The 25,751-nt window shown below is 68.1% G+C and carries 26 protein-coding genes; 13 read left to right on the top strand and 13 right to left on the bottom strand.

The genetic code is table 11. From position 1 onward, the window contains the following. Positions 1-74: 74 nt before the first annotated feature. Both V9K99_RS04740 and V9K99_RS04735 read right to left on the bottom strand, forming a co-directional pair. Positions 75-1,616 carry a glycerol-3-phosphate dehydrogenase/oxidase gene (locus V9K99_RS04740; RefSeq protein WP_337000733.1) on the bottom strand — a complete coding sequence of 514 codons (1,542 nt, stop codon included), beginning with the start codon at positions 1,614-1,616 and terminating at the stop codon, positions 75-77. After that, positions 1,613-2,233 (bottom strand): TetR/AcrR family transcriptional regulator, encoded by a 621-nt coding sequence (locus V9K99_RS04735; protein WP_337000735.1) that lies wholly within the window; start codon positions 2,231-2,233, stop codon positions 1,613-1,615. The genes V9K99_RS04740 and V9K99_RS04735 overlap by 4 nt, the downstream gene beginning before the upstream one ends. Before the next feature lie 118 nt (positions 2,234-2,351). Here V9K99_RS04735 and V9K99_RS04730 point away from each other — a divergent pair, with 118 nt between their 5' ends. Beyond that, the gene (locus tag V9K99_RS04730; RefSeq protein WP_337000737.1) at positions 2,352-3,926 is read left to right on the top strand and encodes an FAD-binding oxidoreductase; all 1,575 of its coding nucleotides are present in this window, start codon (positions 2,352-2,354) and stop codon (positions 3,924-3,926) included. Between the two features lie 147 nt (positions 3,927-4,073). Here V9K99_RS04730 and V9K99_RS04725 read toward each other — a convergent pair whose 3' ends face one another. Beyond that, complete coding sequence (locus V9K99_RS04725; protein WP_337000738.1) at positions 4,074-5,015, bottom strand: type IV toxin-antitoxin system AbiEi family antitoxin domain-containing protein; 942 nt, start codon at positions 5,013-5,015, stop codon at positions 4,074-4,076. A 248-nt stretch (positions 5,016-5,263) separates the two neighbouring features. On the opposite strand from V9K99_RS04725, the gene V9K99_RS04720 reads away from it, so the two are divergent. From V9K99_RS04720 to V9K99_RS04710, 3 genes are read left to right on the top strand one after another with little or no spacing between them, the layout of a single operon-like run. Then, on the top strand, positions 5,264-5,983 hold the full coding sequence (locus tag V9K99_RS04720; protein WP_337000740.1) for an SDR family NAD(P)-dependent oxidoreductase: 720 nt from the start codon (positions 5,264-5,266) through the stop codon (positions 5,981-5,983). Continuing rightward, on the top strand, positions 5,980-7,011 hold the full coding sequence (locus tag V9K99_RS04715) for an S-adenosylmethionine:tRNA ribosyltransferase-isomerase (protein WP_337000742.1): 1,032 nt from the start codon (positions 5,980-5,982) through the stop codon (positions 7,009-7,011). Before V9K99_RS04720 ends, V9K99_RS04715 begins: the two co-directional genes overlap by 4 nt. A gap of 52 nt (positions 7,012-7,063) precedes the next feature. Further along, positions 7,064-7,633, top strand: a complete 570-nt coding sequence (locus V9K99_RS04710; protein WP_337000744.1) for a TetR family transcriptional regulator — start codon at positions 7,064-7,066, stop codon at positions 7,631-7,633. 22 nt (positions 7,634-7,655) lie between these two features. Here the strand turns inward: V9K99_RS04710 and V9K99_RS04705 are convergent, their stop codons facing one another. From V9K99_RS04705 to V9K99_RS04695, 3 genes are all read right to left on the bottom strand, one after another. Beyond that, positions 7,656-7,811 (bottom strand): hypothetical protein, encoded by a 156-nt coding sequence (locus V9K99_RS04705; RefSeq protein ID WP_337000746.1) that lies wholly within the window; start codon positions 7,809-7,811, stop codon positions 7,656-7,658. A gap of 153 nt (positions 7,812-7,964) precedes the next feature. Further along, positions 7,965-8,906, bottom strand: coding sequence for an aldo/keto reductase (locus tag V9K99_RS04700; RefSeq protein WP_337000748.1), 942 nt, complete (start codon positions 8,904-8,906; stop codon positions 7,965-7,967). Beyond that, complete coding sequence (locus V9K99_RS04695; protein WP_337000750.1) at positions 8,906-9,508, bottom strand: TetR/AcrR family transcriptional regulator; 603 nt, start codon at positions 9,506-9,508, stop codon at positions 8,906-8,908. The genes V9K99_RS04700 and V9K99_RS04695 overlap by 1 nt, the downstream gene beginning before the upstream one ends. A 47-nt stretch (positions 9,509-9,555) precedes the next feature. On the opposite strand from V9K99_RS04695, the gene V9K99_RS04690 reads away from it, so the two are divergent. Next, positions 9,556-9,969, top strand: coding sequence for a PPOX class F420-dependent oxidoreductase (locus V9K99_RS04690; RefSeq protein WP_337000752.1), 414 nt, complete (start codon positions 9,556-9,558; stop codon positions 9,967-9,969). Between the two features lies 1 nt (position 9,970). Here the strand turns inward: V9K99_RS04690 and V9K99_RS04685 are convergent, their stop codons facing one another. Then, on the bottom strand, positions 9,971-10,711 hold the full coding sequence (locus V9K99_RS04685) for a rhomboid family intramembrane serine protease (RefSeq protein ID WP_337000754.1): 741 nt from the start codon (positions 10,709-10,711) through the stop codon (positions 9,971-9,973). Positions 10,712-10,778: 67 nt separating this feature from the next. Further along, complete coding sequence (locus tag V9K99_RS04680; RefSeq protein WP_442914704.1) at positions 10,779-11,321, bottom strand: peptidylprolyl isomerase; 543 nt, start codon at positions 11,319-11,321, stop codon at positions 10,779-10,781. 375 nt (positions 11,322-11,696) lie between these two features. Here V9K99_RS04680 and V9K99_RS04675 point away from each other — a divergent pair, with 375 nt between their 5' ends. Then, the gene (locus V9K99_RS04675) at positions 11,697-12,479 is read left to right on the top strand and encodes a hypothetical protein (protein ID WP_337000756.1); all 783 of its coding nucleotides are present in this window, start codon (positions 11,697-11,699) and stop codon (positions 12,477-12,479) included. A 108-nt stretch (positions 12,480-12,587) separates the two neighbouring features. Here V9K99_RS04675 and V9K99_RS04670 read toward each other — a convergent pair whose 3' ends face one another. Together V9K99_RS04670 and V9K99_RS04665 are read right to left on the bottom strand one after the other, a co-directional pair. Further along, on the bottom strand, positions 12,588-12,926 hold the full coding sequence (locus V9K99_RS04670; protein WP_337000758.1) for a hypothetical protein: 339 nt from the start codon (positions 12,924-12,926) through the stop codon (positions 12,588-12,590). A 228-nt stretch (positions 12,927-13,154) separates the two neighbouring features. Further along, positions 13,155-13,628 carry a methylated-DNA--[protein]-cysteine S-methyltransferase gene (locus V9K99_RS04665; protein WP_337000760.1) on the bottom strand — a complete coding sequence of 158 codons (474 nt, stop codon included), beginning with the start codon at positions 13,626-13,628 and terminating at the stop codon, positions 13,155-13,157. A 126-nt stretch (positions 13,629-13,754) separates the two neighbouring features. Between V9K99_RS04665 and V9K99_RS04660 the strand changes: the two genes are divergently transcribed. The 3 genes from V9K99_RS04660 to V9K99_RS04650 all read left to right on the top strand — a co-directional run bounded on the left by V9K99_RS04660 (position 13,755) and on the right by V9K99_RS04650 (position 17,741). Beyond that, a complete protein-coding gene (locus tag V9K99_RS04660; RefSeq protein WP_337000762.1) occupies positions 13,755-14,471 on the top strand; it encodes a DUF4328 domain-containing protein in 717 nt (238 codons plus the stop codon). Positions 14,472-14,676: 205 nt separating this feature from the next. Next, complete coding sequence (locus tag V9K99_RS04655) at positions 14,677-16,932, top strand: DUF4328 domain-containing protein (protein ID WP_337000764.1); 2,256 nt, start codon at positions 14,677-14,679, stop codon at positions 16,930-16,932. Positions 16,933-16,961: 29 nt separating this feature from the next. Then, a complete protein-coding gene (locus V9K99_RS04650) occupies positions 16,962-17,741 on the top strand; it encodes a sugar phosphate isomerase/epimerase family protein (protein ID WP_337000766.1) in 780 nt (259 codons plus the stop codon). On the opposite strand, the gene V9K99_RS04645 is transcribed toward V9K99_RS04650, so the two are convergent. Further along, positions 17,708-18,268, bottom strand: a complete 561-nt coding sequence (locus tag V9K99_RS04645; protein ID WP_337000768.1) for a TetR/AcrR family transcriptional regulator — start codon at positions 18,266-18,268, stop codon at positions 17,708-17,710. The genes V9K99_RS04650 and V9K99_RS04645 overlap by 34 nt on opposite strands. A 94-nt stretch (positions 18,269-18,362) precedes the next feature. Between V9K99_RS04645 and V9K99_RS04640 the strand changes: the two genes are divergently transcribed. Beyond that, positions 18,363-19,496 carry an FAD-dependent oxidoreductase gene (locus V9K99_RS04640; protein WP_337000770.1) on the top strand — a complete coding sequence of 378 codons (1,134 nt, stop codon included), beginning with the start codon at positions 18,363-18,365 and terminating at the stop codon, positions 19,494-19,496. 118 nt (positions 19,497-19,614) lie between these two features. Further along, positions 19,615-21,279, top strand: coding sequence for a M14 family zinc carboxypeptidase (locus V9K99_RS04635; protein WP_337000772.1), 1,665 nt, complete (start codon positions 19,615-19,617; stop codon positions 21,277-21,279). On the opposite strand, the gene V9K99_RS04630 is transcribed toward V9K99_RS04635, so the two are convergent. Beyond that, positions 21,276-22,277 (bottom strand): LacI family DNA-binding transcriptional regulator, encoded by a 1,002-nt coding sequence (locus tag V9K99_RS04630; RefSeq protein ID WP_337000774.1) that lies wholly within the window; start codon positions 22,275-22,277, stop codon positions 21,276-21,278. The genes V9K99_RS04635 and V9K99_RS04630 overlap by 4 nt on opposite strands. 171 nt (positions 22,278-22,448) lie before the next feature. Then, entirely contained in the window at positions 22,449-22,829 is a 381-nt protein-coding gene (locus tag V9K99_RS04625) for a VOC family protein (protein ID WP_337000775.1), read from the bottom strand. Between the two features lie 93 nt (positions 22,830-22,922). On the opposite strand from V9K99_RS04625, the gene arfA reads away from it, so the two are divergent. Both arfA and V9K99_RS04615 read left to right on the top strand, forming a co-directional pair. Further along, entirely contained in the window at positions 22,923-24,425 is a 1,503-nt protein-coding gene (gene arfA, locus V9K99_RS04620; protein WP_337000778.1) for an arabinosylfuranosidase ArfA, read from the top strand. After that, positions 24,422-25,750, top strand: coding sequence for an ABC transporter substrate-binding protein (locus V9K99_RS04615; protein ID WP_337000780.1), 1,329 nt, complete (start codon positions 24,422-24,424; stop codon positions 25,748-25,750). Before arfA ends, V9K99_RS04615 begins: the two co-directional genes overlap by 4 nt. Position 25,751 lies beyond the last annotated feature (1 nt).

The following is a 25,751-nucleotide window of genomic DNA, read 5'->3' as shown; positions in this document are numbered from 1 at the left end:
TCACCCCCTCGCAAGCCAAGTTAACCCAGCCTTGGGAGCGTTCAACCTGTTATCCACAGGTGAGAAGCTGCAACTCACACGCCGGCGAAAGCCTCACGCACAGCCGGCCGCGCCAGCTCCCGGTCCACCGCGGACAAACCGATCCGCGTCCGCCGGTCCAGTACGTCGTCCTCCGTCAGCGCACCCTCGTGCCGCACGGCGAACCGCAGCTCGGCGTGTGTCGTCCGCAGCCCCGGCGCGATCGGCGCCAGCAGCGACGGCGGTCCGGCGATCACGTCCGGCGCCTCCACGCCGTACCGCTGCACGAACCGCGAGGGCGCCCGGACAGCGGCCAACTGGACCCGGTCGGCCGCTCCGACGAGCGGAATCCGGTGCGTCAGGCAGGGCCGCCGTACCGCCACCGCAGACTGCGCCAGCGCCGTGTCGAGCGCGTCCTGCGCCATTCGCCGGTACGTCGTCAGCTTGCCGCCCACGATCGTCACCAGCCCGTCCGCGCTCGTGATCACCGCGTGCCGCCGCGAGATGTCCGCGGTCTTGTCCTCACCCTTCTGGTGACCGGTGTCGAGCAGAGGCCGCAGACCGGCGTACGTCCCGAGCAGGTCGGACCGCGTCAACGGCACCTGCACGGCCGCGCTGATGGTGGAGAGCAGGAAGTCGATCTCGGCGTCGGTCGCATGCGGTACGTCGCTCACCGGCCCGGGCGCCTCCTCGTCGGTCAGCCCGACGTACACCCGGTCGTCCGGGGCCGGGATCGCCATCACCACGCGCCGCAGCTCACCAGGCACCGGCAGAGTCAGTACGGCGGACAGTCCGCCGAAGGCCGACTGTGGAAGGACCAGATGCGTCCCCCGGCTCGGCCGCAGCTTGATCCCCGAGGCAACCTGATCGGCCCAGATGCCGGCCGCGTTGATCACCATCGAAGCGTCCACCTGCAGCCGTTGCCCGGTCAGTTGATCAACCAGTACGGCGCCTCGCCCGGTGACCTCGGTGGCCGCGACCCGGGTCAGCACCCGGGCCCCGTACTGCGCCGCCGTCCGCGCGATCGCGACCACCAACCGCGCGTCGTCGTACAGCTGCCCGTCCCAGGTCAGGAAGCCGCCGCGCATCCCCTCGGGACGCAGCGTCGGCGCATAGCGGAGGATCTCCGCCGAGCTGACCCGGCGGGAGTGCGGCAGGTAGTCGTCGCTGGTCCGCGCGAACGTCCGCAGTACGTCGCCGCCGAAGAACGCGCCCCGCAACAGCGCGGCCTGCGCGAACCTTGCCTGTGGCAACCACGGCGCGATCTGCGGCACCGGGTGGACCAGGTGTGGCGCCGTCGTTTTCATCAGGATGCCGCGCTCGACCGCGCTCTCGTAGGCGATGCCGACGTGACCGGAGGCGAGGTAGCGCAGCCCGCCGTGCACCAGCTTCGAACTCCACCGGCTGGTGCCGAAGGCCAGGTCGTGCTTCTCCACCAGGGCTACGGTCAGACCGCGGGCGGCCGCGTCCAGGGCAACGCCGGCGCCGGTGACCCCGCCGCCGATGACCAGGACGTCGACCTTGCCGGTCGTGTCCAGCCACTCCAGCTCACGGGCCCGGCGGGCCGCGTTCAGGCTGGCGTTGCCCACGCTGATCATGGCGTCAGGTACCTGGTGAGCATCACCCGCAGCTCCTCGTCCAGCTTCGGGTACTCGTCGGCGGAGGCCATCACCGGCCCGGACACCGCCGAGGCCAGTGAGATGAGGATGATCTGCCGGGCCATCCAGACCGGGTCACCGGCCCGGATCGAACCGTCGGCCTGACCGGCCTTGAGGCCCTCTTCGACCAGTGCGAGATGCGCGACCGTGCTGCTCCCGCGGCGCTCGAGCAGGTACGGCGTGAGGAACTCCGGATCGAGCTCGATGATCTTCCGCATCAACGGGTGGATCCGGGTCTGTGCGACCACCTCGACCACACCCTCGACCAGCCGGGACTTGCCGTCCTCCGCGTCCGGCTGGAACGCGGACACGAGTGCGGTGGTCCACTCGCGGGTCATCAACGCGGCGACCACGGCCTGCACGTTCGGCCAGCGCCGGTAGAGGGTCGCCCGGGACACCTCGGCATGCCGGGCGATATCGGCCATCGTCATCCGGCGCATCCCGATCGCGAGCAGCAGCTCGTAGGCCGCGTCCAGGATCCGCTCCTCGCCGATCGCGTTCGCAGGCGTGGGACGCGTGCTGGTCTCGGGTTCGGACTCGCTGCTACGCTGAGACATCACACGTCAGAGTGTATCAGCGACTGTGGCGTCCGGGAACTGTCCTTGGAAGGTGGGAGCCAGGGGGTCTCACCTCCCAAGGACGCTACCTCTCCAGACCAGCGATCGGGAGCCCAGAATGACCGAGTCGGACCTGCCGGTGGTGCATCTCACGCCGGGCCGTTGGGGCGATCCCGCCCACCAGGTCGAGCTGCCCGCCGCGGCCGTCGACGCGCTCAAGCATCTGGGGGTACGGCGCCCCGCGGCGGCGCCCGTGGACCCGCTGGCCAGTCCGGTTCCGGGTGACCGGCCAGAGTTGAGCCCGGAGCAGCTCACCTTCCTGACCGGAGTGGTCGGTGCCGACCACGTGACCACAGACCTTTCAGCACGCTGGGCGCACACACGCGGGTACTCGACACCAGACCTGCTCCGGCATCGCTCGGGTGACACCTCCGACATGCCCGACGCCGTCGTCTACCCGGCGACGCATGACGAGGTGCAGGTGCTGCTGGCCGGCAGCGCTGAGCACGACCTCGCCGTCGTTCCCTACTCCGGCGGTACGTCGGTCGTCGGTGGGCTCGCCGCGGATCGGCGCTTCGTCACGGTCGATCTGCAGCGGCTCGACCAGTTGGTGGAGATCGATGAGGTTTCGCGGACAGCGACTCTGCAGGCCGGCGTACGCGGTCCGGCGGCGGAGGCCCTGCTGGCCGAGCGCGGGTACACGCTCGGGCACTTTCCACAGTCTTATGAGGGCGCTTCGATCGGCGGGTACGCGGCCGCACGGTCGAGCGGGCAGTCGTCGGCGGGCTATGGACGGTTCGATCAGATGGTGGTCGGCCTGACGCTGGCGACACCACGCGGGACGATCGAGGCCGGGCGCGCGCCGATGTCCGCGGCCGGGCCGGACCTGCGGCAGTTGGTGCTCGGGTCGGAGGGCGCGTTCGGGATCATCACGTCGGTCGTCGTACGGATCCGGCCGCGGCCGGCCGAGCGGCACTTCGAGGGCTGGCGGTTCGAGGACTTCGCGGCCGGGTTGACCGCGATCCGGCGACTCGCCCAGGACGGGCCGCTGCCGACGGTGCTGCGGTTGTCCGACGAGGCCGAGACGGCGGTGAACCTGGCCGACCCGGACGTGCTAGGTGGCGGATCGGGCGGCGTACTGGCGATCGTCGGTTTCGACGGGCCGTACAACCCGGCCACGGCCGAGGTGCTCACCGCGGCCGGTGGGCAGAACCTGGGTGAAGGTCCGGGCGAGACGTGGCGGGTCGGGCGGTATCGAGCGCCGTACCTGCGGGATCCCTTGCTGGACGAGGGTGCGCTGGTGGAGACGCTGGAGACAGCCGGCTTCTGGTCGAAACTGCCTGGGCTGAAGGCCGCGGTGACGGAAGCCTTGGTGAAGTCACTCACCGACCAGGGCACACCGCCGCTTGTTCTCTGCCATGTCTCGCATGTCTATGAGACCGGCGCATCCCTGTACTTCACCGTGATCTGCGCGCAGACAGACGATCCGGTGGCCCAGTGGCGTACGGCGAAAGTCGCGGCGAACAAGGCGATCGCGACGGCCGGCGGAACCATCAGCCACCACCACGGTGTCGGCACCGACCACCGGGATGCATATGCGGAGGAGATCGGCCCACTTGCGGTCGAGGCTTTGCAGGCCGTCAAGAAGGCCCTCGACCCCGACGGCGTGATGAATCCAGGGATCCTCCTCTGACCCGGCCCCCACCCCCATTTCAGGGGTCAACCCCTCAAGTGGCGGGTTGGCCCCTCGGAATTTGGCGGCCGAACCCACAGCCTCAGGGGTCAACCCCTCAAATGGTGACGAGACGAGACGGGGCGGGGTCGGTCGGCGCCAGACGAGTCAGGCGGTACGGCGTGAGCGGGTGAAGGCGGACCGGATTCGAGCAGCGGTGTGGGACGGGCGTGCGAAATCGGACCAGGTGCTCCGGACGACCTGCAACCCCAGAGCCCGGAGGCGATCCTCACGTGCCTTCTCCCGGGTCAGCACCTCCGGCGATCCGCCGGTGTACTTCACCTTGCCGTCGAACTCGACAACGGTCTCGTACTCCGGAAAGTCGAAGTCCACCCGGGCAACGAAGCCATCCTCGTCCTCGTAGACGGCCTGTAGTTCCGGCGTCGGCAAGCCGTGGTTGTACATCAACACGCGAAGGCGCGACTCGCCGACAGACTCCGACCGGCCGTCGCCGAACCCGATCGCGGACCTGGCCGTGGGACTCCCCGGCCAGAACTCTGTCATCCCGAGGAGCCTGAGCAGCTCTTCCTCGCCCAGAGCGTGATCACGTAACGCTGCATCAACGATCACAACCGCGGCCTCGAACGAGGCTGTACAGGCTGTTTCCAGCACAGCGCGTGCCAGCGTCGTGACGGGGAGGCCGTCTCGCTCGGTGAGGTCGTCCGGCGACATCCTGCCGCGGTGATACCGGACTCCCGCCACCGGACCGCTGTGCCTTCGCTCGTCCAGCCGGCTCAGTTGCACCTCGGTCAGGTCGAGGCCCCATTGCGGCAACTGGTGCAACACGAGAGCCGACTGGTGGCTCACGGCAACGGATCCTGGCCGCAACGAGTTCATCGCCGCGTGGACGAGGCGTCGATGCCGAGCGAGCTCCCGATCCCACGGCGGCAACCCGCTCAGGTCGACTGCTTCGGCGTACTGACCGTGCCGAATGCGTTCCCACCGGCCGGCTCGGACACGATCACGGAACTCCTGCGGCGTGTACCCGGATGCCAACGCCTGACTCCGGCTGAACACCCCGCCCTGACTGGCCGCAACCAGCTTCAGCATCGGATTCACCCATCCAGGATCACCCAAACACCACCCTCTCGCCTCCCGTCCCGCGAACCCCTGTGGACAACCCTCCCCCCAACCCGATCCCCATTTCAGGGGTTGGCCCCGGAACTTGTGGGTTGCACCGCGAGAATTTGGGTCCGCAACCCCCCAGGTGAGGGGCGACCCCCGAAATGGGGGCAACCCCGAACTCGAGGGGCAAGGGTCTTGACCTCAAGTTGGCTTGAGGTATGACAGTGACGGACATGACTCCTGAATCTTCACCCCGTCCTGTCGCTCTCATCACCGGTGCGTCCGCCGGTCTCGGGCTGGCACTCGCCCACGGGTTGGCCGATCGCGGTTGGGCGCTGGTGATCGACGCGCGTGGCGCCGACGCGATCAAGGACGCGGCCGACGACCTTGCCGACCGCACCGATGTGGTCCCTCTCGCCGGCGACGTCACCGACCCTGAGCACCGCGCCGACCTGGTGGACGCCGTGACCGAGCTCGGCCGGCTCGACCTGCTGGTCAACAACGCGAGCTATCTCGGCCCGAGTCCGCTGCAGCCGCTGGGTGTTGCCGACCTGGACGAGTTGCGACGCGTCTACGAGGTCGATGTGGTCGCGCCGATCGCTCTCACTCAGGCACTGCTCCCCGAGCTCACCGCAACCTCCGGTGTGCTCCTCAACATCAGCTCCGACGCAGCAGTCGAGGCGTACGAAGGCTGGGGTGGCTACGGCTCCGCCAAGGCCGCTCTCGACCAGGCGACCGCAGTACTGGCCGCCGAGCACCCGTCGCTGGCCGTCTATGCCGTCGACCCCGGTGACCTCCGTACGGCGATGCATCAGGCGGCGTTCCCCGGTGAGGACATCTCGGACCGGCCGGAGCCGTCGAGCGTCGTACCGGCGTTCCTGCAACTGCTAGACAGCCGGCCCAAGAGTGGTCGGTACCGAGCAGCCGAGTTCGCGCCGGCGGTGACGTCGTGAGGGTGTACCCCCACACGAGATTCGTCCTGCCCGACTCGCTGAACGCCACCGAACCTCCTGAGGCGAGAGGTCTGTCGCGGGATCAGGTGAAGCTGCTGGTCGCGGAGGGGTCGACCGTCACGCACACCAGGTTCGACCGGATCGGTGAGCACTTGCGACCCGGTGACCTCTTGCTGGTGAACACCTCCGGCACCCTGCCCGCCGCAGTCGACGGCTCGTGGATCACCGGCTCCGGGGTGGCGCCTGTTGTCGTGCACTTCTCCACCGCACTCGACGACGGCACCTGGGTCGTCGAACTGCGCAACGGCGGCTCACCGATGTTCGGCGGTACGGCGGGCGACCAGGTGGAAGTGCCGGAGGGCGTGCTGACGCTGCTGTCGCCGTACCAGTCGGACTCGAACCGACTGTGGCGCGCCAAGCCGCCAGTGCCTGAGGTGCTCGGCTATCTGCACCGCCACGGGCGGCCGATCAGCTACAAGTACGTCGGCCGGCGTTGGCCACTCGCGTCGTATCAGACTGTCTTCGCACGAGAGCCGGGTAGCGCGGAGATGCCCAGTGCGGCGCGACCGTTCAGCTTCGAGTTGGTGAGTCACCTGGCGTCGCAGGGCGTACTGATCGCGCCGATCCTGCTGCACTGCGGTGTGTCCTCGCTGGAGAGCCACGAACCACCCTTGCCCGAGCGGTACGACGTACCAGCGCACACGGCTCGGTTGGTGAACTGGGTGAAGGCCAACGGCGGTCGGGTGGTCGCAGTGGGCACGACCGCCGTACGAGCCATTGAGTCAGCTGTCGCGGCCGACGGCTCAGTCACCGCCTCCAACGGCTGGACTGACCTCGTCCTCGGCCCAGACCACCCGGTCCGCGTCGTCGACGGCCTCATCACCGGCATGCACGCCCCCGAAGCGTCCCACCTGCTCCTGCTCGAAGCCGTCGTCGGTGGAGACACCGTCCAGCGCGCGTACGACGCCGCTCTCGACGAGGGCTACCTCTGGCACGAGTTCGGCGACAGCTGCCTCCTGATGTCTTGACTGGCACTCGGTGTCACCTGTCGCTCTGAGTGCCAATGCCTACACTCGGTGTATGGCGACGGAAGGTCTACGGGCTCGTGCGCGCGGGGCTGTTCGGGTTCAGTTGGCTGAACTGGCGATCGGGTTGTTCATCGAGCATGGGTACGACGCGACGACGGTGGACGACATCGCCGACGCCGCGGGGGTTTCGAGGCGGAGCTTCTTCCGGTACTTCCCGTCCAAGGACGAGGTGCTGTTCCACGGCCTGGACGAGGTCGCCGTGAAGCTCGCGGCTCAGATCAGGTCGGCGGACGGCGACGACGACTGGGAGTGCCTGCGCCAGGTGCTGACGGAGTGGCACGAGCAGTTGTACGTCTCGGGTCGGGTGCTCGAGTTGGTCGAGTCGTCACCGGCGCTGCGGGCGCGGATGGTGGAGAAGCGCGATGAGTTGCGCCGTCAGGTCAGCGAGGCGCTGCGAGAGCGGCCGGGGTCGACACTGGACGAGTTCACCGCCGACCTGCTGACGGCCGCGGCCGCCGCCGTACTGGATGTCGCGGCGCAGGAGTGGCTGCGTGCCGGTGGGGATCGGGCGGAGTTGATCAGGTGGGGATTCGAGGAACTGTCGCCGGGTGGCCGGCGCTAGACGCCGGCCACCGACAGGGAGATCAACCCTCCGCGGGCTCGAGTTGAGTAGACGGCTCCAGATCGGTCGCCAGGTCCGCGGTCGCCTCTTCCAGTGCGGTCAGGTCACCTGGTGGGACGGTCGTCGGGTGGGTCTCGTTTCCGGGGCGGGCTCGTTTGTCGATCGCGCGCGGGCTCACTGTGACCACCGCTCAGGCACGCAGAAGATCATCCTGAATGTCCTTACCACTAAGGTCCCCCGTCGGGACTTCACTCGATTAGACGAGCGTCATGGTCCGGATGTCATGCGTTTGAACAAACCGATCAAAGATTGTGGCCTAGGCCGTTTAGTTTCAGATTGAACGGCCGTCGATGCGGTCCGGGTCGAGCAGGTCCGGCGTGATGAAGTCGTGCGGGAAACCCGGCGTGAACCCGGTCGCCGCGTCCAGCCGCCGTACGGCGTCATCCGGCAACGCGAGCTCGATCGCGGCGAGGTTGTCCGCGAGTTGCTCCGGCGAACTCGCACCGGCCAGCGGATGGACCGTCCGCGAATGCACCCGCGTCCAGGCCAGCGCGACCTGCGCGGGCTTCAGCCCCAGCTCACCGGCGACAGCGTGTACGGCGGTCAGCACGGCACGCTCGCGATCGTCGCCGGCCGCGTCCACCGGTCGCGCGAGCTTGCCGTGGGCCAGGGGTGCCCAGGCGGCCACGGTCATGCCGAACGCCTCGGCCATCGGCAACAGTTCCCGCTCGATATCGCGCTGGAGCAGGCTGTACGGCACCTGCAGGCCGGCGAACCCGGACCAGTCCCGCCACTCGGCCAAGGTGTTGCCGCGAGCAACGAGCCAGGCCGGCGCGTCGGAGATCCCGGTGTACAGGATCTTGCCCGCGCGCACGGCGTCGTCGAGGGCACGCAAGGTCTCCTCGATCGGGGTGTGCCGTTCCCAGTAGTGCACCCAGTAGACGTCGAGGTAATCGGTCCGCAGTCGGCGCAGGCTGGATTCGAGGGCGAGCCGCAGGTTCTTCCGATGGTTGCCGGTGGCATTGATGTCGGTCTTGTCCCGGGGCAGCGTGTACTTCGACGCGAGCACGAACCGGTCCCGGCGGTCGGTCAAAATCTCGCCGAGGACGTCCTCGCTCGCGCCGTACGCGTCGGCGGTGTCGATCATGTTGCCGCCGGCGTCGGCGTACCGGTCGACGATCGGCCCGGCCTGCTCGACGGACCGGAACCGCATCGCGCCGAGGAAGAGTTCGGAGACACGCAGACCGGTGGGGCCGAAGAGTCGGTAGCGCATCAGCCGGCGTATCCGTGCAGGAACGCGTGGACGCCGGTGGTGATGGCGTCGGTGATCTCGTCGGGGGTCATCGATCCTCCTCGGTAGGACGGGTTGGCTCCGGAGATGAGCAGGGAGAAGTGCAGGGCGGCGCGCATCGGGTCGTCGATCCGCAGCAGCCCGTCCGCGGCGAACGCGGCCAGCCGGTCGGCGAGAGCCCGCCGTACGGCGATCGGCCCTACCTCCTGCCAGGCGTCGATCGCGTCTTGCGGGATGTGGCCGGCCTCGGCATTCACCTGCCGCACCAGCGCGGAGTGCTCGGCGTAGTCCGGCATCGGCGTACGCCAGGCGATCCCGAACGCGACCAGGTCGGCCTCGAGGTCGGTGATCTCGGTCAGGTGTGCCTCGATGATCGCGAGCTGGGCGGCCGCGACCTTCGTCGCGCTCTCCTGGATCACCGCGCGGAACAACCCGGCCTTGTCGCCGAAGTGGTTGTACAGCGTCCGCGTCGAGACCCCGGCCTCCGCGGCGATCACGTCGATACTCGCCCGCGCGTAGCCGTCCCGGGCGAACACGGTCAACGCTCCGGCCAGCACCTCCTGCCGCTTCCCCGGTCGTGGCACCCGGACCTCCCTGGCATAGTTACAACGCTCGTTGTACTTTACTGTACATGGCATTCACCGACGAAGAACTCACCTATCTGAAATCACAACCGCTGGCCCGGTTGGCGACGGTCGGCCCGGACGGGCAACCGGATGTCGTACCGGTCGGCTTCGAGTACGACGGCACGTACTTCTACGTCGGCGGGGCGGTCGACCCCGGCAACACGCGTAAGGCCCGCAACGTCCGCGCGGGCCACGACCAGGTCGCACTCGTGATCGACGACCTGGTCACGACCAACCCGTGGTCGCCGCGCTTCCTCCGCGTCTACGGCACCGCCGAGCTCGTCGAGCGCGCCGGCCAGTTCGGGCCGAGCGTCTACCTACGCATCAAGCCCACCGTCAGCTGGAGCTGGCACCTCGACGGCCGCCCCGCCACCCACGAAGAGGAGTTCGGCCCGAACCGGACCGTGCATTCCGCCTAGGTCAGGTGCGGGCTTTGTTGCGGCGGCGCTTGGTGTCCTGGACGAAGAGCCAGGCGACGGCCGCACCAACGACGAAACCGCCGAGGTGGCCCTGCCAGGAAATGTTCGGGATCAGGAACGAGATGACGGCGGTCACCGCGACGTACCCGAGGATCCAGGTGACGTCCATGCCGCGGGCGCGGCTGATCACCAGCAGCGCGCCGACCAGGCCGAGGACGGCACCGGAGGCACCGAGGGTCGCCGACCCTGGCGCGGCCAGGAACCAGACCGCGACGCTGCCGCCGAGCGCGGACAGCAGGTAGAGGATCACGAACCTGAGCCGGCCGAGCATCTGCTCCAGCGGCGGACCGATCTGGTAGAGCATGAACAGGTTCGAGAAGATGTGGAAGATCTGCAGGTGGGTGAAGGCCGACGTGAGCAACCGCCACGGCTCGGAGTCCACCAGCACCGGGACCATCACCAGGTCGTTCACGATCCGGCTGCTGCCGGCGCGGACCGCGATGAACACCAGCACGTTGATCGCCAGCAGGGTCATCGTGACGATCTGCGGGTTACCGCGCTGGATGCCGCCGAGCGATGTCCGCGTCCGGGGCACCGACTTCACGCCCTCGTTGAAGCAGTTCGGGCACTGGAAGCCGACCGCGGCGCTGTTCATGCAGGACGGGCAGATCGGCCGGTCGCAGCGCTGGCAGCGCACCCCGGCGGGCCGATCCGGGTGCCGGTAGCAGACGGTCTCGGTCACGGAGGGCGGGTCCTTCCCCAACGAGAGAGAGTGCGGGCCGGGCAGTTGCCCGGCCCGCGCGAAAGAATCAGGCGTTCTTGCGCTCGATCACGACGTTGTTGATCACGATCGGCTCGATCGGCCGGTCGCCCGGCGCGGTCTTCGCGGTCGCGATCGCGTCGACGACCTTCTTCGACTCGTCGTCGACGACCTCGCCGAAGATGGTGTGCTTGCGGTTCAGGTGCGGGGTCGGCACCACGGTGACGAAGAACTGCGAGCCGTTGGTGCCCTTGCCGAACTGGATGCCGGCGTTCGCCATCGCCAGCAGGTACGGGCGGTCGAACTGCAGCTCGGGGTGGATCTCGTCGTCGAAGGCGAAGCCCGGCGAACCGGTGCCGGTGCCGAGCGGGCAGCCGCCCTGGATCATGAAGCCGTCGATCACCCGGTGGAAGGTCAGGCCGTCGTAGAACTTGGCGTTGCTCGGCTGACCGGTCTGCGGGTCGGTCCACTCCTTGGTGCCCTCGGCGAGACCGACGAAGTTGCTCACCGTCTTCGGCGCGTGGTTGGGGAACAGCCTGATGACGACGTCACCCTTCGTCGTCTGCAGGGTCGCGTACAGCTCTTCGGCCACGGGTGTTCACTCCTCGATCGGTTACGGCTTCTTACCCCTTCGATCCTGTCATGCGACGCCAACCCAACCACCATCGACCGGCCGAAGAGCACCCCGCCCTCCGCTCCGCTCCGGGGCGGGGGAAGTGGAGAGAGCACCCCCAGGGCGGGGGCGGAATGGTTGTGGGGAGGGGAGTTGGGCACTGGGTGGGGGTCGATGGATCGATACAAGGTCCCACGGGTCGTTACTGTGGGTGCCTGGGAGCGGGTTTGTCGGCTGGGTACGTCGTACGATGCAGACGAAGCCGGATTTGTCCAGAGTCGTACCAGTAGCGTCCATACCGCCGATGGGCCAGATGGCTGCCCCGTCGAGGCGGGCGGCACCGAGGAGGGAACCGTGGGTTTGTTGAAGTCCAAGGGCCGGGTCGAGACCGCGAAGGACCGGGTCCGGCCGCTAGCCGAGTCGGCGTCGGAGAAGCTCGGGCCGGCTGTGGGCACCGCACGGGAGAAGGTGTCGCCGTACGCCGAGAAGGCCGTCGAGCGCGGCGCCTACTACGCAAATGTCGCGGTGGAGAAGGCGAGCCCGGTGATCGACGACGCGCTGGCCAAGGTCGGCCCGGCCACCGAGCACGCCGCCGAGAAGGCGCGCGAGCGGTTCAACGACGACGTGCTGCCGAAGGTGACCGCCGCATTGGCGTCGCTGGCGGCCGCCGCCGAGCCGGTCGTCGAGGAGACCCAGCGCCGGGGCAAGGCCACCAAGGCCGCGCTCAAGGGTGAGCTCGACGTACCGACGAAGAAGAGCCACAAGCTCCGCAAGGTCGTCCTGTTCCTGGGCTTCGGTGCCCTGGCCGCGGCGGCCGTGAAGAAGCTGCTGACCCCGCCGGAGCCGGCCTGGCAGTCGACCCCGACCAGCGGCCGCGACTACAGCTCCGCCCCGGCCGGTACGACGTCCCGCCCGGCGGCGACCGAGACCAAGCCGGACACCAAGGACGAGGCGAAGCCCGAGACGAAGCCCGAGCCGGCCTCGTCGAACGGCAAGACCGACGCCCCGAAGGCGGAGTCGCCGAAGACCGACGGCGCCAAGGCGGACGACGCCGACGTGAACGCGGCCGCCAACGGCGCCACGAAGAAGACCACCAGCACCCGGAAGTCGACCAACCCGAAGCCGTCCGACTCCTGACCTGACCACCGCAACGGCGAAGGCCGCGATCCCCAGGTGGGGTTCGCGGCCTTCGTTTTGCCACCGCCAGCTCAGTGACGGCTTCACGTCGCCTTGCGCGTACGACGTTCAGTTCGGTTGCGGCTCGTGGTCGTCTTCGGTCGGATCGCCGTCGTGGTGTGGCTTGGCGATCGTGTAGCGGCCGGCCGAGAGCAACTGGGTGGCGTACCGGTGCGTGATGCACGGGTACGTGCCGCCGCAGTGCTGGCAGACGGCGTCGTTGCGGTGCAGCCAGGGCAGAATGCCGAACCGCTTGATCCAGGTCAGCGGCTCGCGGTCGGGGGCGTGCAGTTTCAAAGCCGAGCGGGCGGCGCCCTGGATCTCGGGTGCGGACCAGTCCTCGGCGCTCTTGTCCATCAGGGCGCTCAGGTCGGGGTGGTGGTGTGCGGTCGAGCGGGTTTTGGTCATCTAGGTGTCTTCCGGGCAGGGAGGAGGGCGCGGGTCCGATCGCCCGACTGAAGCGTCCGCTTCAAACGTGACGATCCGATCGCTGTTAGCGACCTTAGTCCTCCGGTAGCCCACCGCGCGGCTTCGCACGCGTGGCCCGGTGTCAGATCTTCGTCAGGTTTCAGAGCGTGCTGTGTTGGTTGCATTTCCCACCCCACCGCCCCGGTCAGGCGTGGACACCTTTTCGCTTCACGTCCACAGCGTCTCGAGCGTGATCCGGGCCTCGAGCTCGAGCAGGTGCCGCTTGAGCGGGATGCCGCCGCCGAAGCCGACCATCTTGCCGCCGGCGCCGACGACCCGGTGGCAGGGCACCACGACGGCGATCGGGTTCCGGTTGCAGGCGACGCCGACGGCCCGGGCCGCGCCCGCGTCCCCGACGATCTTGGCGACCTCGCCGTACGTCTGCATCTCGCCGTACGGGATCCGGCTCAGCTGGGCCCAGACGGCGCGCTCGAAGTCGGAGCCGCCGCGGACCGACAGCGGCACGGTGAACTCCTTCAGTTCGCCGGCGAAGTAGGCCTTCAACTGCTCCTGGGTCTCGGTCAGCAGCGGGTCCGAGTCCAGGTGTTTGTCGACCCGGCCGAAGTTCAGCCGGCACAGTCCGGCGTCGTCCACAGCCAGGGACAGGTCACCGATGGGTGAGTCGATCACGGACGAGCGCATACCGCCATCCTCGCGCCCGGCACCGACATTTTCTGGCCGTTTCGCGACACCAACCGAGGCCGACACCAACATCCCGACCACCTGTTGTTCTCGCGTCGTCACGCGGTGTTGTGCTATTTGTGACACATGCCGACCCAGCCGCCGCTGGACCGCTGGTTCAGCTCCGAGCGGGGAATGGGCCTGGCCGCCTCGATTCTGATCGGCGTCGTCACCGTCACCGCCTGGGCGACCGCCTGGTCCGATCTGTACTCGTACCAGACCGTGAAGCGGTACGCCGACGATCCGGACCGGCTGGCCGAGGCCGACCTGATCTCCGGCTCGCTCGGAATCGTCGCCGCGCTGGCGTTGCTCGCGGCCGCGGTGGTGTTCATCGTCTGGCTGTGGCGGGTCCGGTGGAACGCGGAGATGTTCTGCCGCGGCGAGCACCGGTTCACCCGCGGCTGGGTGCTGGGCAGCTGGATCTGCCCGGTGGTGAACCTCTGGTACCCCAAGCAGGTCGTCGACGACATCGTCGCCGCCAGCGATCCGCGGACGCCGCCGCAGACGCCGGTACTGCGCGACGTCCCGGGCACCCGGCTGGTCTGGGGCTGGTGGGTCACCTGGGTGGTCGGCCTGGTGTCCGGCAACATCGTGCAACGCGGTGTTCTCGGCGGCGCGACGGAGCTCGCCGACCTGCGGACGAACGTCGTACTGTCCACCATCTCCGCGTTGTTCACGACGGCGGCCGCCGTCCTCGCGGTGATCCTGATCGAGCGGATCGGTGAGCTGCAGACGACCCGGGAATGGGTGCCGTGGTGGGCGGTGGATCAGTCGCAGCCCGGATTCCAACCTCCTGCGAGGTAAACCAAACCGTCACGGACCGTCGAATCGGTCGTTACAAGAGGTGATGGGCGTACGAAAAGAACACGTTAAGTCGACACCCTCCGTGCTGGACCCGACTCCACACGGGTACTTACTTCGTGGTATCAATGTGGCTCGGTCATGCGGGGGCAGGATTTGGCCGAAACGCCGAACAGACGGAGTTCCAGCAACGCGAGGGACGCACGACGTGAGCCACCCGCAGCCAGTACTGACTGCTGTCCAAGACCAAGAAGAAGAGTGGCAGCCACACGCAGCTGAGGAGTTCCAGCAGGTCGGGACGGTCGGAAAGATCGCCATCGGACTCCTCGGAGCGTCGACACTCACCCATCTGCTCTCCACCTGGTCCGACTGGAACACGTATTCCGTCGTCAACAGCTACCTCGGCGGGATGCCGAACGTCGACGACGCGGACTTGAACCGCGCCGACGCCATCGCCAAGGTCACCGCAGTCCCGAACGTCGTCATCTCGGTCGCCGCCGCCGTCGTCTTCGTCATCTGGCTCTGGCGGGCCCGGGTCAACTCCGAGGTGTTCTGCCAGGCCGATCATCGCCGCAGTCATGGCTGGGTGCTGGCCAGCTGGTTCTGCCCCGGCCCCAATCTCTGGTACCCGAAGCAGATCGTCGACGACGTCTGGCTAGCGAGCGATCCGAAGACCCCGGTGTACGCCGACGACCTGCGCCGATTCAGGACTCCCGCCCTCACTTCTGTGTGGTGGGTGACCTGGATCGGCGCTCTGGCGTTCGACGTGGTGGTCCGCCGGTTCCTGATGTGGATGGACGCGACCGTCGGGTCGCTGCGCGGTATCGCCCTCGCCGGTACGGCGTCCTTGCTGCTGACCGCGGCCTCGGCCATCGCCGCGACGCTCGTGATCCGCAAGATCAACGCGATGCAGACCAACCGTGAGTGGATCCCGTGGTGGGACCAGCGGGGGCCGAAGCTCACCGCGGTTCCGTCGTACGAGGTCACCCAGGTTCCGTCGTACGCGAACGACGACACCGACGAGCAGGCCGCGATCAACGAGCCGATCGCTGCGCCCGTGCTGCAGCTGGAGCGGCAGCCGGAGCTGCAGATGGCCGGTGGCGGCCCGGCTCCGAGCCCGTTCGCTCCCGCTCCCGCCCCGGCCGCCGGTTTCCCTGGTGACGGCGCGGCCGCCGGCGGATTCCCCGGCAGTGGCAACCCGTTCGGCGCTCCCCAGGCGCCCGCTGCGCCGGCCGCTTTCGGTGGCAACGGCTTCGGTGGTGACAGCCCCGCCGAGGAGCCGCCGAAGTGGAGCCCGTTTGCACCGGTCGTGGAGAGCTGGCAGGACGACAAGGACAACGGCCCCTCGACCGAGCAGTTCGACGCCGTCACCTCCTGGCAGGAAGAGAAGCAGCCGGTCGAGGAGCCCAGCTACGAGAAGACGAGCTGGAGCGACTACCTCGGCTCCAGCAACGACGACTTGCTGACGACTCAGGCACCGTCGTCGAGCAGCTGGCTGAACGAGACGCCGCCGCTGACCGTCGTCGAGCCGGAGCCGTACTCCTACCAGCCGTCCCAGCCGACCGAGTACCAGGCCCCGGCGGCCGAGTACCAGCCGGCCGAGGCGCCGTCCTGGGCGAGCAGCTACTCCGAGTCCTACTCGTACGAGACCCCCGACTACCTGACCTCGACGTCCTCCCCAGCGGAGGTCGAACCCGCACCCGAGCCTGAGCCCGCGCCCGTTGCGCGCGCTGGCCGCCGGGCCGCTCGGGTCGCGGTGGACAGCCCTTCGGCGATCCAGCCCGCGGTCTCGCCGTCGGAGCACGAGGTCCACGCCCCGTCACAGCACACGGTGTACGCGCCGTCGGAGCACACGGTGTACGCCCAGTCGGAGCACACCCCCTCGTCCGGCTACTACGAGCCGGCGTCTCCCGTGCTCTCCCAGCAGGACGACTTCCTGACGCCGTCGAAGCCGCTGCCGACGGTCCCGTCGTACGGCCCGGAGCCGTCGTACACCGAGACCAACTACTCGTCGGAGCCGTCCTACAGCTCGTACGACGCGTCCTCGGGCTACCAGTCGTCGTACGACGCCACCCCGGAGTACACCTCGTCGTCGTACAGCCAGCCGGACTACTCGTCGAGCAGCAGCTACGAGTCGACGGACTACAGCTACGGCAACTCGACCCAGTCGGAGTACAGCAGCAACTACGACTCGACGTCGTACGACTCCTACAGCCCGACCTCGTACAGCGGGTCCGAGTACAGCAGCGTCGAGCCGTCGTACGAGAGCTACAGCCCGAACTACTCGGCTGAGTCGTACGGCGCCCCGGAGTACAGCAACAACAGCTACTACGCGCCGGAAGAGCCGCAGCAGCCGGAGTACCAGCAGCAGCCGCAGTACGGCTACGAGCAGCAGGCTCCGGAGCAGCAGGGCGACCAGACCAACACCACTCCGCGCACCCACCCACGCCGCCGCTGGGTCTGAGCAGAGCTCGATCTGATCGAATAGGGGCTATGAGACTCGCCTTCTCGACGCTCGGCTGCCCCGGGGCGCCCCTCGACCAGGTCCTGGAACTTGCCAAAGGCAACGACATTTGCGGCCTGGAACTGCGGGCCGCGGACGATGAGTTCACCAACACCGGCCTGACCGCGGCGCGGCGGCGCGAGCTGCGGACCCGGATCGAGGACGCCGGTTTGGAGGTCCTCGCCGTCAGCAGCTACGTCAAGCTGTGCGCCGTCGAGGAGCAGCCGCTCGAGGCCCACCTCGAACTCGCCGCCGACCTCGGCGCTCGCGGCGTCCGCGTCTTCCCCGGCGATGACGACCTCGGTACGACGGACGGACCGACAGCCGGCGAGATTCGCGCCCTCGACCGGGTCACCTCCGCCCCGAGGGATGTCCACATCCTGCTGGAAACGCACGACTCGCACTCGGCCGGCTGGAAGATGGCCGCGTTCTGCACACTGCTCGACACCGACGTGCCCGGCCACAACGCGAAGGTCATCTGGGACAGCGCGCACACCTGGAGCCACGGCGAGACCCCGGCCGAGGCATTCGAGCTGCTGAAGCCCTGGCTCGAGTTCGTCCAGATCAAGGAGTCGGACTCCCGGCAGAAGTACCGCCCGGTCGCCATCGGTGCCGGCGACTTCCCGATCCAGGACCTGCTCGCAACCCTCGACGGCACCGACTACCCGCTCTCCCTCGAGTGGGAGCTCAAGTGGCACCCACACCTGCCCCCGCTCGAAGAAACGCTCCCCGCAACTCAGGCCTGGGTGGGCAACGGCGCGGTGAGATAGCGCGTCAGGGTCGGCCCGAGCCAGGCGACCACCTCGTCGTGCGAGAGCTTGGCGATCGGGCCGATCTCGAGGATGTAGCGGCACAACGCGAGCCCGAGCGCCTGGCTGGCGACCAGGCCGGCCCGAACCGCCGGTGCGTCGACCGCGAGCTCTCGCAGTGTCGGCGCCAGTTGCGACGCGAAGAGCTGCCGCATCCGCTCGGCCGCGACCTCGTTCGTCACTGCGGCCCGCAGCAGCGCGCGCAGAGTGTCGTCGCCCTCCCACCGCGTCAGGAAATGGCGAACCATCGCCTCCCCCACCTCCTCCCGAGGTACGCCGTCGAAGTCGGGCAACCGTAGATCGAACTCGGCGGCCGCGGCGAACAGCTTCTCCTTGTTGCCGTAGTACCGCATCACCATCGCCGGGTCGATCGCCGCGTCCGCCGCGATCGCCCGGATCGTGGCCCGCTCGTACCCGTCCGCGCCGAACCGCTCCCGGGCCGCCGCGAGGATTGCCGCCCGGGTCCGGTCCGACTTCCGTTCCGCCATGCCCAGAGCATATGCCAACACCTGTTGACTTTTCACCTCTACCTCTCTACGGTAAAAGTCAACAAGCGTTGATAAATGCTCGAAGGGGCGAACGATGATGGAGACAGACGTTGTGGTGGTGGGTGCGGGCCCGGTCGGGCTCGCGGTGGCGACCGGGCTGCGGCAGCACGGACACTCCGTGGTCGTGGTCGACAAGCAGGCCGAGGGGTCGAACACCTCGCGGGCCTCGGTCATCCACGCCCGGACGCTGGAGATGCTCGAGCAGATCGGCGTCACCAAGCGCCTGGTCGAGCTCGGCCTGCAGTTGCAGGACTTCGCGATCCGCGACGGCGACCGCCGGCTCGTCCCGGTCAGCTTCCGCGACCTGCCCACGGACTACCCGTTCACGCTGATGATTCCGCAGTGGCAGACCGAGCAGGTCCTGCTGGAACGGCTCGAGGAGCTCGGCGGGACAGTCCTCCGCCCGTACGCCGCCATCGGTCTGACCCAGTCCGCGGAAGGCGCCGAGGTGACGCTGGACAGCGGTGAGGTGATCAAGGCGCAGTACGTCGTCGCCGCCGACGGCATGAACAGCACGATCCGCGAACTCGCCGGGCTGAGGATGCCGGGCAACACCTTGCAGTTGTCGTTCAGCCTGGTGGACGTCCGGGCCGAAGGGCTGCCGACGGAGGAGGTCTCGCTGTCCTTCGCGACAGCGGGGCTGCTGGTGATCGCGCCGCTGCCGGACGGATCGTTCCGGCTGGTCGCTTCCGTGGACGCCGCGCCGGAGCACCCCGACATCGCCTACGCGCAGCAACTGCTGAACGCGCGCGGCCCGCGGAAGACCGAGCCGAAGGTGACCGAGGTGATCTGGGGTTCGCGGTTCCGGATCCACGAGCGGGTGGCGGACCAGTACCGGTCCGGCCGCGTGCTGCTGGCCGGCGACGCCGCGCACACTCACAGCCCGGCCGGCGGTCAAGGGATGAACCTAGGTCTCCGCGATGCGATCACCCTCGCCGACGCGCTGTCGACCGCACTCAACGGCCACGACTCGGAGCTCGATGCCTACGCGACCAACAGTCGCGCTGAAGCGGTCCGCGTGATCGCCCTGGCGCACCGCCTGACGCGGCTGGCGAACCTGCCGCGACCGGTCCGTCCGCTGCGGAACGCCGTACTCGGGCTGGCTGCCAAGCTGCGGCTGACGCAGGTCGGGTTGGCGAAGCAGCTGGCTGGCTTCCCTAATCGCTGAGCCCGGATCGCTGATCCCGAAGGTTGTCCCTCGCTGATCGGCCGAATGCTTCCCCGAACGAGGCGGGAGGCCTACCCTCCAGCTACCGCATGCGACAACCCAACTACTGGAGGTCATCGTGTTCCGCCCCAACCGATGGACTCGCATCATCCCGCTGGCACTCGCGGCCGTCCTTGCCGTCGGTGCCGTCAACCAAGTGCAGGCCTCGGCGCCGCCGGATCGGAAAGCAGTCGCCGCCGAATCCGGCGAGCTGATCCAGCTGCTCCGGGTCAACACCGCGACCCAGGCCGACCGCAAACGGCTGGCCACCCTCGACCTCGACCTGGCCGAGTCGTCCGGGCCGGGCTACACCGATCTGGTTGCCTACGGCAACAGTGATCGAAGGTTCCTGCAACTGGCCGGGTTCAGCTGGTCGGTGCTCGAGGACGACCTGGTCGGCGCCGACCGTGAGCGGGAGAAGGCCGACGCCGAGTACGCCCGGGCCGTCGCGGCCAGGAAAGTCGCAGCCACGTTGCCCAGTGGACGTACGGCGTACCGGCAGCTGGCCGACTACAACAACGACCTGGCCAGTCTCGCGCAGCAGTATCCGACCAAGGCGAAGCTGTTCACGCTGAAGGAGAACTCGCTGGAGAACCGGACGATCCGCGGTCTCGAGATCAGCCGGAACGTGGCCACCAGCGACGGCAAACCGGTGTTCCTGATGGTCGGCCTGCACCACGCCAGGGAATGGCCGTCGGGTGAGCTGACCATCGAGTTCGCCTACGACCTGCTGAAGAACGACGGCGTCGACAGCCGGATCACGAACATCCTGGACAAGGCTCGCGTCATCGTCGTACCGGTGGTGAACCCGGACGGGTTCAACCTGAGCCGGACCCTCGGGTACGAGATGAAGCGGAAGAACTGCCGGATCGTCAACGGCCAGCTGCCGACCAGCGGCCAGTGTGCGCTGTCGTCGAACCAGTCCCGCGGTGTCGATCTGAACCGGAACTACTCCGGCTTCTGGGGTGGCCCCGGTGCATCGACGAGTCTGACCTCGGAGACCTACCGGGGTCCGAGTGCGTTCAGCGAGCCTGAGTCGCGCAACATCCAGGCGCTCGTGTCACAGCATCAGGTCACCACGCTGATCACCAACCACACCTACTCGAATCTCGTCCTCCGCGAGCCCGGGTACGCCGGTGCGCCGAAGACGCCGGACGAGACGATCTACAAGGCACTCGGCGACCAGATGGCCGCGCAGAACGGGTACCGCAGCCAGTACAGCTACCAGCTCTACGACACCACCGGCGTCACCGAGGACTGGTCGTACTACGCCACCGGCGGACTCGGCTTCACCTTCGAACACGGCGCCAGCAGCTTCCACCCGGCGTTCTCGAACGTGGTGAACTACTACTACGGTTCCGGCAGTACGGCGGGTAAGGGCAACCGTGCGGCGTACCTGCTTGCGGCCGAGAGCACGATCAACCCGGCACGGCACTCCGTCATCACCGGGACCGGCCCGGCCGGCGCCGTACTGCGGTTGAAGAAGTCGTTCACCACCAAGACGTGGAACGGGACGCAACTGCCCGATGTCCTCGAGACCACGATGGTCGTGCCGACGGGTGGCACGTACACCTGGCACACGAACCCGTCGACCCGGCCGATCGTCGTCCAGGAAGGCGGGACGGAGTCGTGGATGCTGACGTGTGAGCGTCCGAACGGTCAGGTACTCGAATCCCGGGCGATCACGGTGGCTCGCGGTGCGAGTGTGACCGCGAACCTGGTCGGTTGTACGGCGGCCTTCTAACCGGCCGTCGACTCCCGGATCTCCAACGTGTACGGGACGCTGAGGTCGCGACGAGCGGCCTCGGCGTTACCCGCGATGCGTTCGAGCAACAGGCTGACCGCGTTCTCGGCGAGCCATTCCTTGTCGGGTGAGATCGTGGTCAGCGACGGCGAGTGGTAGCGGCCGTCCTCGATGTCGTCGAACCCCACCACCGCAACGTCGTCCGGCACCGACAACCCGGCTTCGGCCAACGTCCGCAACGCGCCGAGCGCGAGCAGATCGTTGAAGCAGAACACGGCATCCGGCGGCTCGGGCAACGCCAGCAACTCGCGCATCGAGGCCGCGCCGTCCGGTCGGTGATACCCGGTCCCGGCCAGCTCCAACGCGGGATCATGCGGCAGACCGGCCGCTTTCAGGGCCTTCCGATAACCCTTCCGTCGTACGGCGCCCGTGCCCGCGCCACCACCGACACCGATGGCGGCGATCCGGCGCCGGCCGATCGAGATCAGGTGCGTGGTCGCGTCGAAGGATGCCTGTACCGAGTCGACCGCGACGTGGTCGAAGGTGCCGCCGGTCGGCCGTTCACCCAGCAGGACCAGGGGTTTCGCCGTACCGGCGGTGCCGATCTTGGTCGGTGCGGTGGTGATCGGGGAGAAGATGATGCCGTCGATCAGTTGCCCGCGCATGCCGTCCAGGACCAGCTTCTCGGCCGCGGACTCGCCCTCGGTCTGGTCGATCAGCACGGTGATCCCGCGCTTCTTGGCGGCCCGGCTGACCGCCGCGCCGAGCTCGGCGAAGTACGGCGAGGCCATCTCCGGGATGGCCAGCGCGATGAAGTCCGACCGGCCCTTGCGCAGCGAACGGGCGCTCACGTTCGGCCTGTAGTCGAGGTCCGCGATCGCGGCCTCGACCTTCGCTCGGGTCTGCGAGGTGATGTGCGGATAGTCGTTGATGACGTTCGACACCGTCTTCACCGACACGCCGGCCCGCGCCGCCACATCACTCAGCCTGGTCGTCATCCATACCTCCGTCTACCTAGTGCCCCGTGATGGTGCCTGCTTGACGCTGGCGACGCCCAGGCACGCACCTCGCGGCGTTGGAGAAGCATCCACGATGAAACCCGCATCGAGGACGCTTCTCCGCCTTGCGATGCACGCACCTGGACGCCGCCATCGTTCAAGCAGGCACCATCACGGGACACGAGCGTTCCCTGAGTGTGCCACGGCCGGAGCGAAACAGAACTCGTTGCCTTCCGGATCGGACAGGACGGTCCAGTGCGGCATCTCCCGGACGACGGACGCACCGGCCTTGAGCAGCGACCTGAGGTCGTCGTCCTCGCCGGTGACGTCGAGATGGATCCGGCCGGCGGGCTTGAGCTCGTCGGCCGGCGTGATCCAGACGTGGAACCCGTCGCGTGCCCCGAGCAGGACGGACTCGTCCTCCTCCAGGGAGTGCGAGGCCAGCGCCTTGACGTCGTCCGGGTGCACGGGCAGGCCGGTGGCCAGGCTCCAGAACGGCGCGAGCAGGTAGGGGTCGTGACAGTGGATCACGACGGACTGGATTCTCGGCATGCCTCCCAGTGTGCAATCGGCGAGCCCTTTACAGGAGATGTCAATCGTTGTAGAAATCCACTTCAAACGTTGTAAAGATCGCCGGGAGGCTTCGTGGCACGGCTTGTGGTGGATCCAGCGTTCGTCGTCGGGCCGCTCGACCGGCGGCTGTTCGGCTCGTTCGTCGAGCACATGGGACGCTGCGTCTACACCGGCATCTACGAGCCCGGGCACCCGACGGCGGATCCGGACGGTTTCCGGCAGGACGTGCTGGAGCTGGTCCGCGAGCTCGGCGTCACCACGATCCGGTACCCCGGCGGCAACTTCGTCTCCAACTACGACTGGGAGGACGGCGTCGGGCCGAAGGAACAGCGGCCGCGCCGGCTGGACCTGGCCTGGCGGGCGATCGAGCCGAACCAGTTCGGCACCGACGAGTTCGTCGCCTGGTCGCGCAAGGCGGAGGTCGAGCCGATCTGGGCGGTGAACCTCGGCACCCGCGGGATCAAAGAAGCGATTGAGCTACTCGAGTACTGCAACCTCCCGGCCGGCATGGAGTTGCCCGACCGCCGGGTGGCCAACGGCAGCCCCGAGCCGCACGACATCAGGGTGTGGTGCCTCGGCAACGAGATGGACGGCCCTTGGCAGATCGGCCACAAGACCCCCGAGGAGTACGCCCGGCTGGCCGAGGAGACCGCGAACGCGATGCGCCGGGTCGACCCCGGTCTCGAGTTGGTCGCCTGCGGTTCGAGCAACGCCGGGATGCCGACCTTCGGCGAGTGGGAGCGCGTCGTCCTCGAGCGCACCTACGACCTGGTCGACCACATCAGCCTGCACGCGTACTACGAACCACACGACGGTGATCAGGCGAGTTTCCTGGCCGCGTCGGAGCAGATGGACCGGATGATTTCCGAGGTGGTCGCGACCGCCGACCACGTGAAGGCGCTCAAGCGCAGCGACAAGGAGATGACCTTGTCGTTCGACGAGTGGAACGTCTGGTACCAGCAGCACTTCCCCGGTGAGCTCGGCCTCGACATCCGCGAGGTCGGCCCGCTGATCGAGGACACCTACACCGTCGACGACGCGGTGGTGGTCGGCAGCCTGCTGATCACCCTGCTCCGGCACGCCGACCGGGTGAAGATCGCTTGCCTCGCGCAACTGGTCAACGTGATCGGCCCGATCCGCACCGAACCGGACGGCCGCGCCTGGCGGCAGACCATCTTCCACCCGTTCGCCCTGACCGCCCGGTACGCCGGACCGACCGTCCTGCAGACCGCGGTCAGCGGACCCGACATCGACACCACCGCGTTCGGCCGGATCCCGGCGCTGTGGAGCACAGCGACGTACGACGAGAACACCGGTGAGACCGCGATCTTCGTGGTGAACCGGAGTGAGACCGACAAGGTCGACCTCGAGATCCCGGTGGCCGCTGGACTCCGGGTGGTCGAGCACCTCGCCCTGTACGACGACGATCGGGCCGCCGTGAACACGGCGGACGATCCGGACCGGGTGGTGCCCCGGGCCGTCGACGGCACCGAGATCGTCGACGGCAGCTGCACCGCGACGCTGCCCCCCGCCTCATGGCATCTGATTCGTCTGTCCCCTGGAGGAACATCGTGAACACCATCAGCCGACGCCTCGTCCTGGGCGGTATCGGCGCAGCCGGAGCTGCCGGCATCCTCGCCGGTTGCGGCGAAGGCTCGGCCGGCAAGCCCGGCGCCGCGCCGACCAACGGCGACGGCGGCGCGAAGGGATACGACGGCCCCACCGTCGAGCTCGACTTCTGGAACGGATTCACCGGCGGTGACGGCCCGTTCATGCGCAAGCTGGTCGACCAGTTCAACGCCGAGCACGCGAACATCAAGGTCAAGATGACCGTGATGCAGTGGGCGGACTACTACACCAAACTGCCCACCGCGGTGAGCAGCGGCCGGGGTCCCGCGGTCGCGATCATGCACGTCGACTCGCTGGCCACCAACGCGGCCCGGAACGTGATCGAGCCGCTCGACGACGTGGCCAAGGCACTCGAACTCAAGCAAGAGGACTTCGCCGACGTGGTCTGGAAGGCCGGCGAGTACAACGGGAAGCGGTACGGCATCCCGCTCGACGTACACCCGCTCGGCTTCTTCTACAACAAGGCCGTGATGAGCAAGGCCGGGCTGGACCCGGAGAAGCCGCCGACGACGGCCGACGAGTACGCCGCGGCGCTGGATGCGCTGAAGGGCAAGGGTGTTCAGGGCCACTGGGCGACCCCGTTCCAGTTCACCGGGGTGTTGAGTGTCGAAGCGCTGATCTGGCAGTACGGCGGTGACCTGTTCAACGCGGAGGCGAGCAAGGCGGTCTGGCAGGAGGATCCTGGCGTCAAGGCGCTGTCGTGGTTCGTCGACCTGGTGAAGAACGGCCACAGCCCGAAGAACGTCGCCCAGGACGCGGACGCGATCGCGCTGCAGAACGGCAAGACGGCGTTCAACTGGAACGGCATCTGGAACATCAACACGCTGCGGGAGAAGAAGGGCCTCGAGTGGGGCGTCGCCCCGATCCCGAACATCGGCGGCACCAAGGCGGCGTGGGCCGGTTCGCACCAGTTCTGCCTGCCGAAGCTGAAGACCCCGGACCAGAACAAGTCGACCGCGGCGCGGGTGTTCGTGAACTACGTCAGCCAAAAGTCCCTGGAGTGGGCTCGCGGTGGTCAGGTGCCCGCACGGAAGCAAGTCCGTGAATCGGCCGATTTCAAGGCACTGCCGGAGCAGGCGGCGCTGGCCACCCAGATCGACGACCTGCATTTCCCGCCGCCGGTGCCGGGGATCGGTGACGCGCTGGCCGAGCTGAACAAGGCGGTGAACGAGGCCGTGCTGCTCAAGACCGAGCCGGCCAAGGCGCTGTCCGACGCGGCCACCCGGGCGGACAAGATCCTGGAGGCGAATCGCAAGAAGTACGGAGCCTGAC

Origin of the sequence: Kribbella sp. CCNWLW201, from assembly GCF_037203805.1 — a bacterium.
Classification (GTDB): Bacteria; Actinomycetota; Actinomycetes; order Propionibacteriales; family Kribbellaceae; genus Kribbella.
The sequence above is the reverse complement of the archived record's forward strand: the minus strand, read 5'-3'. Positions and strand labels throughout refer to the sequence as shown.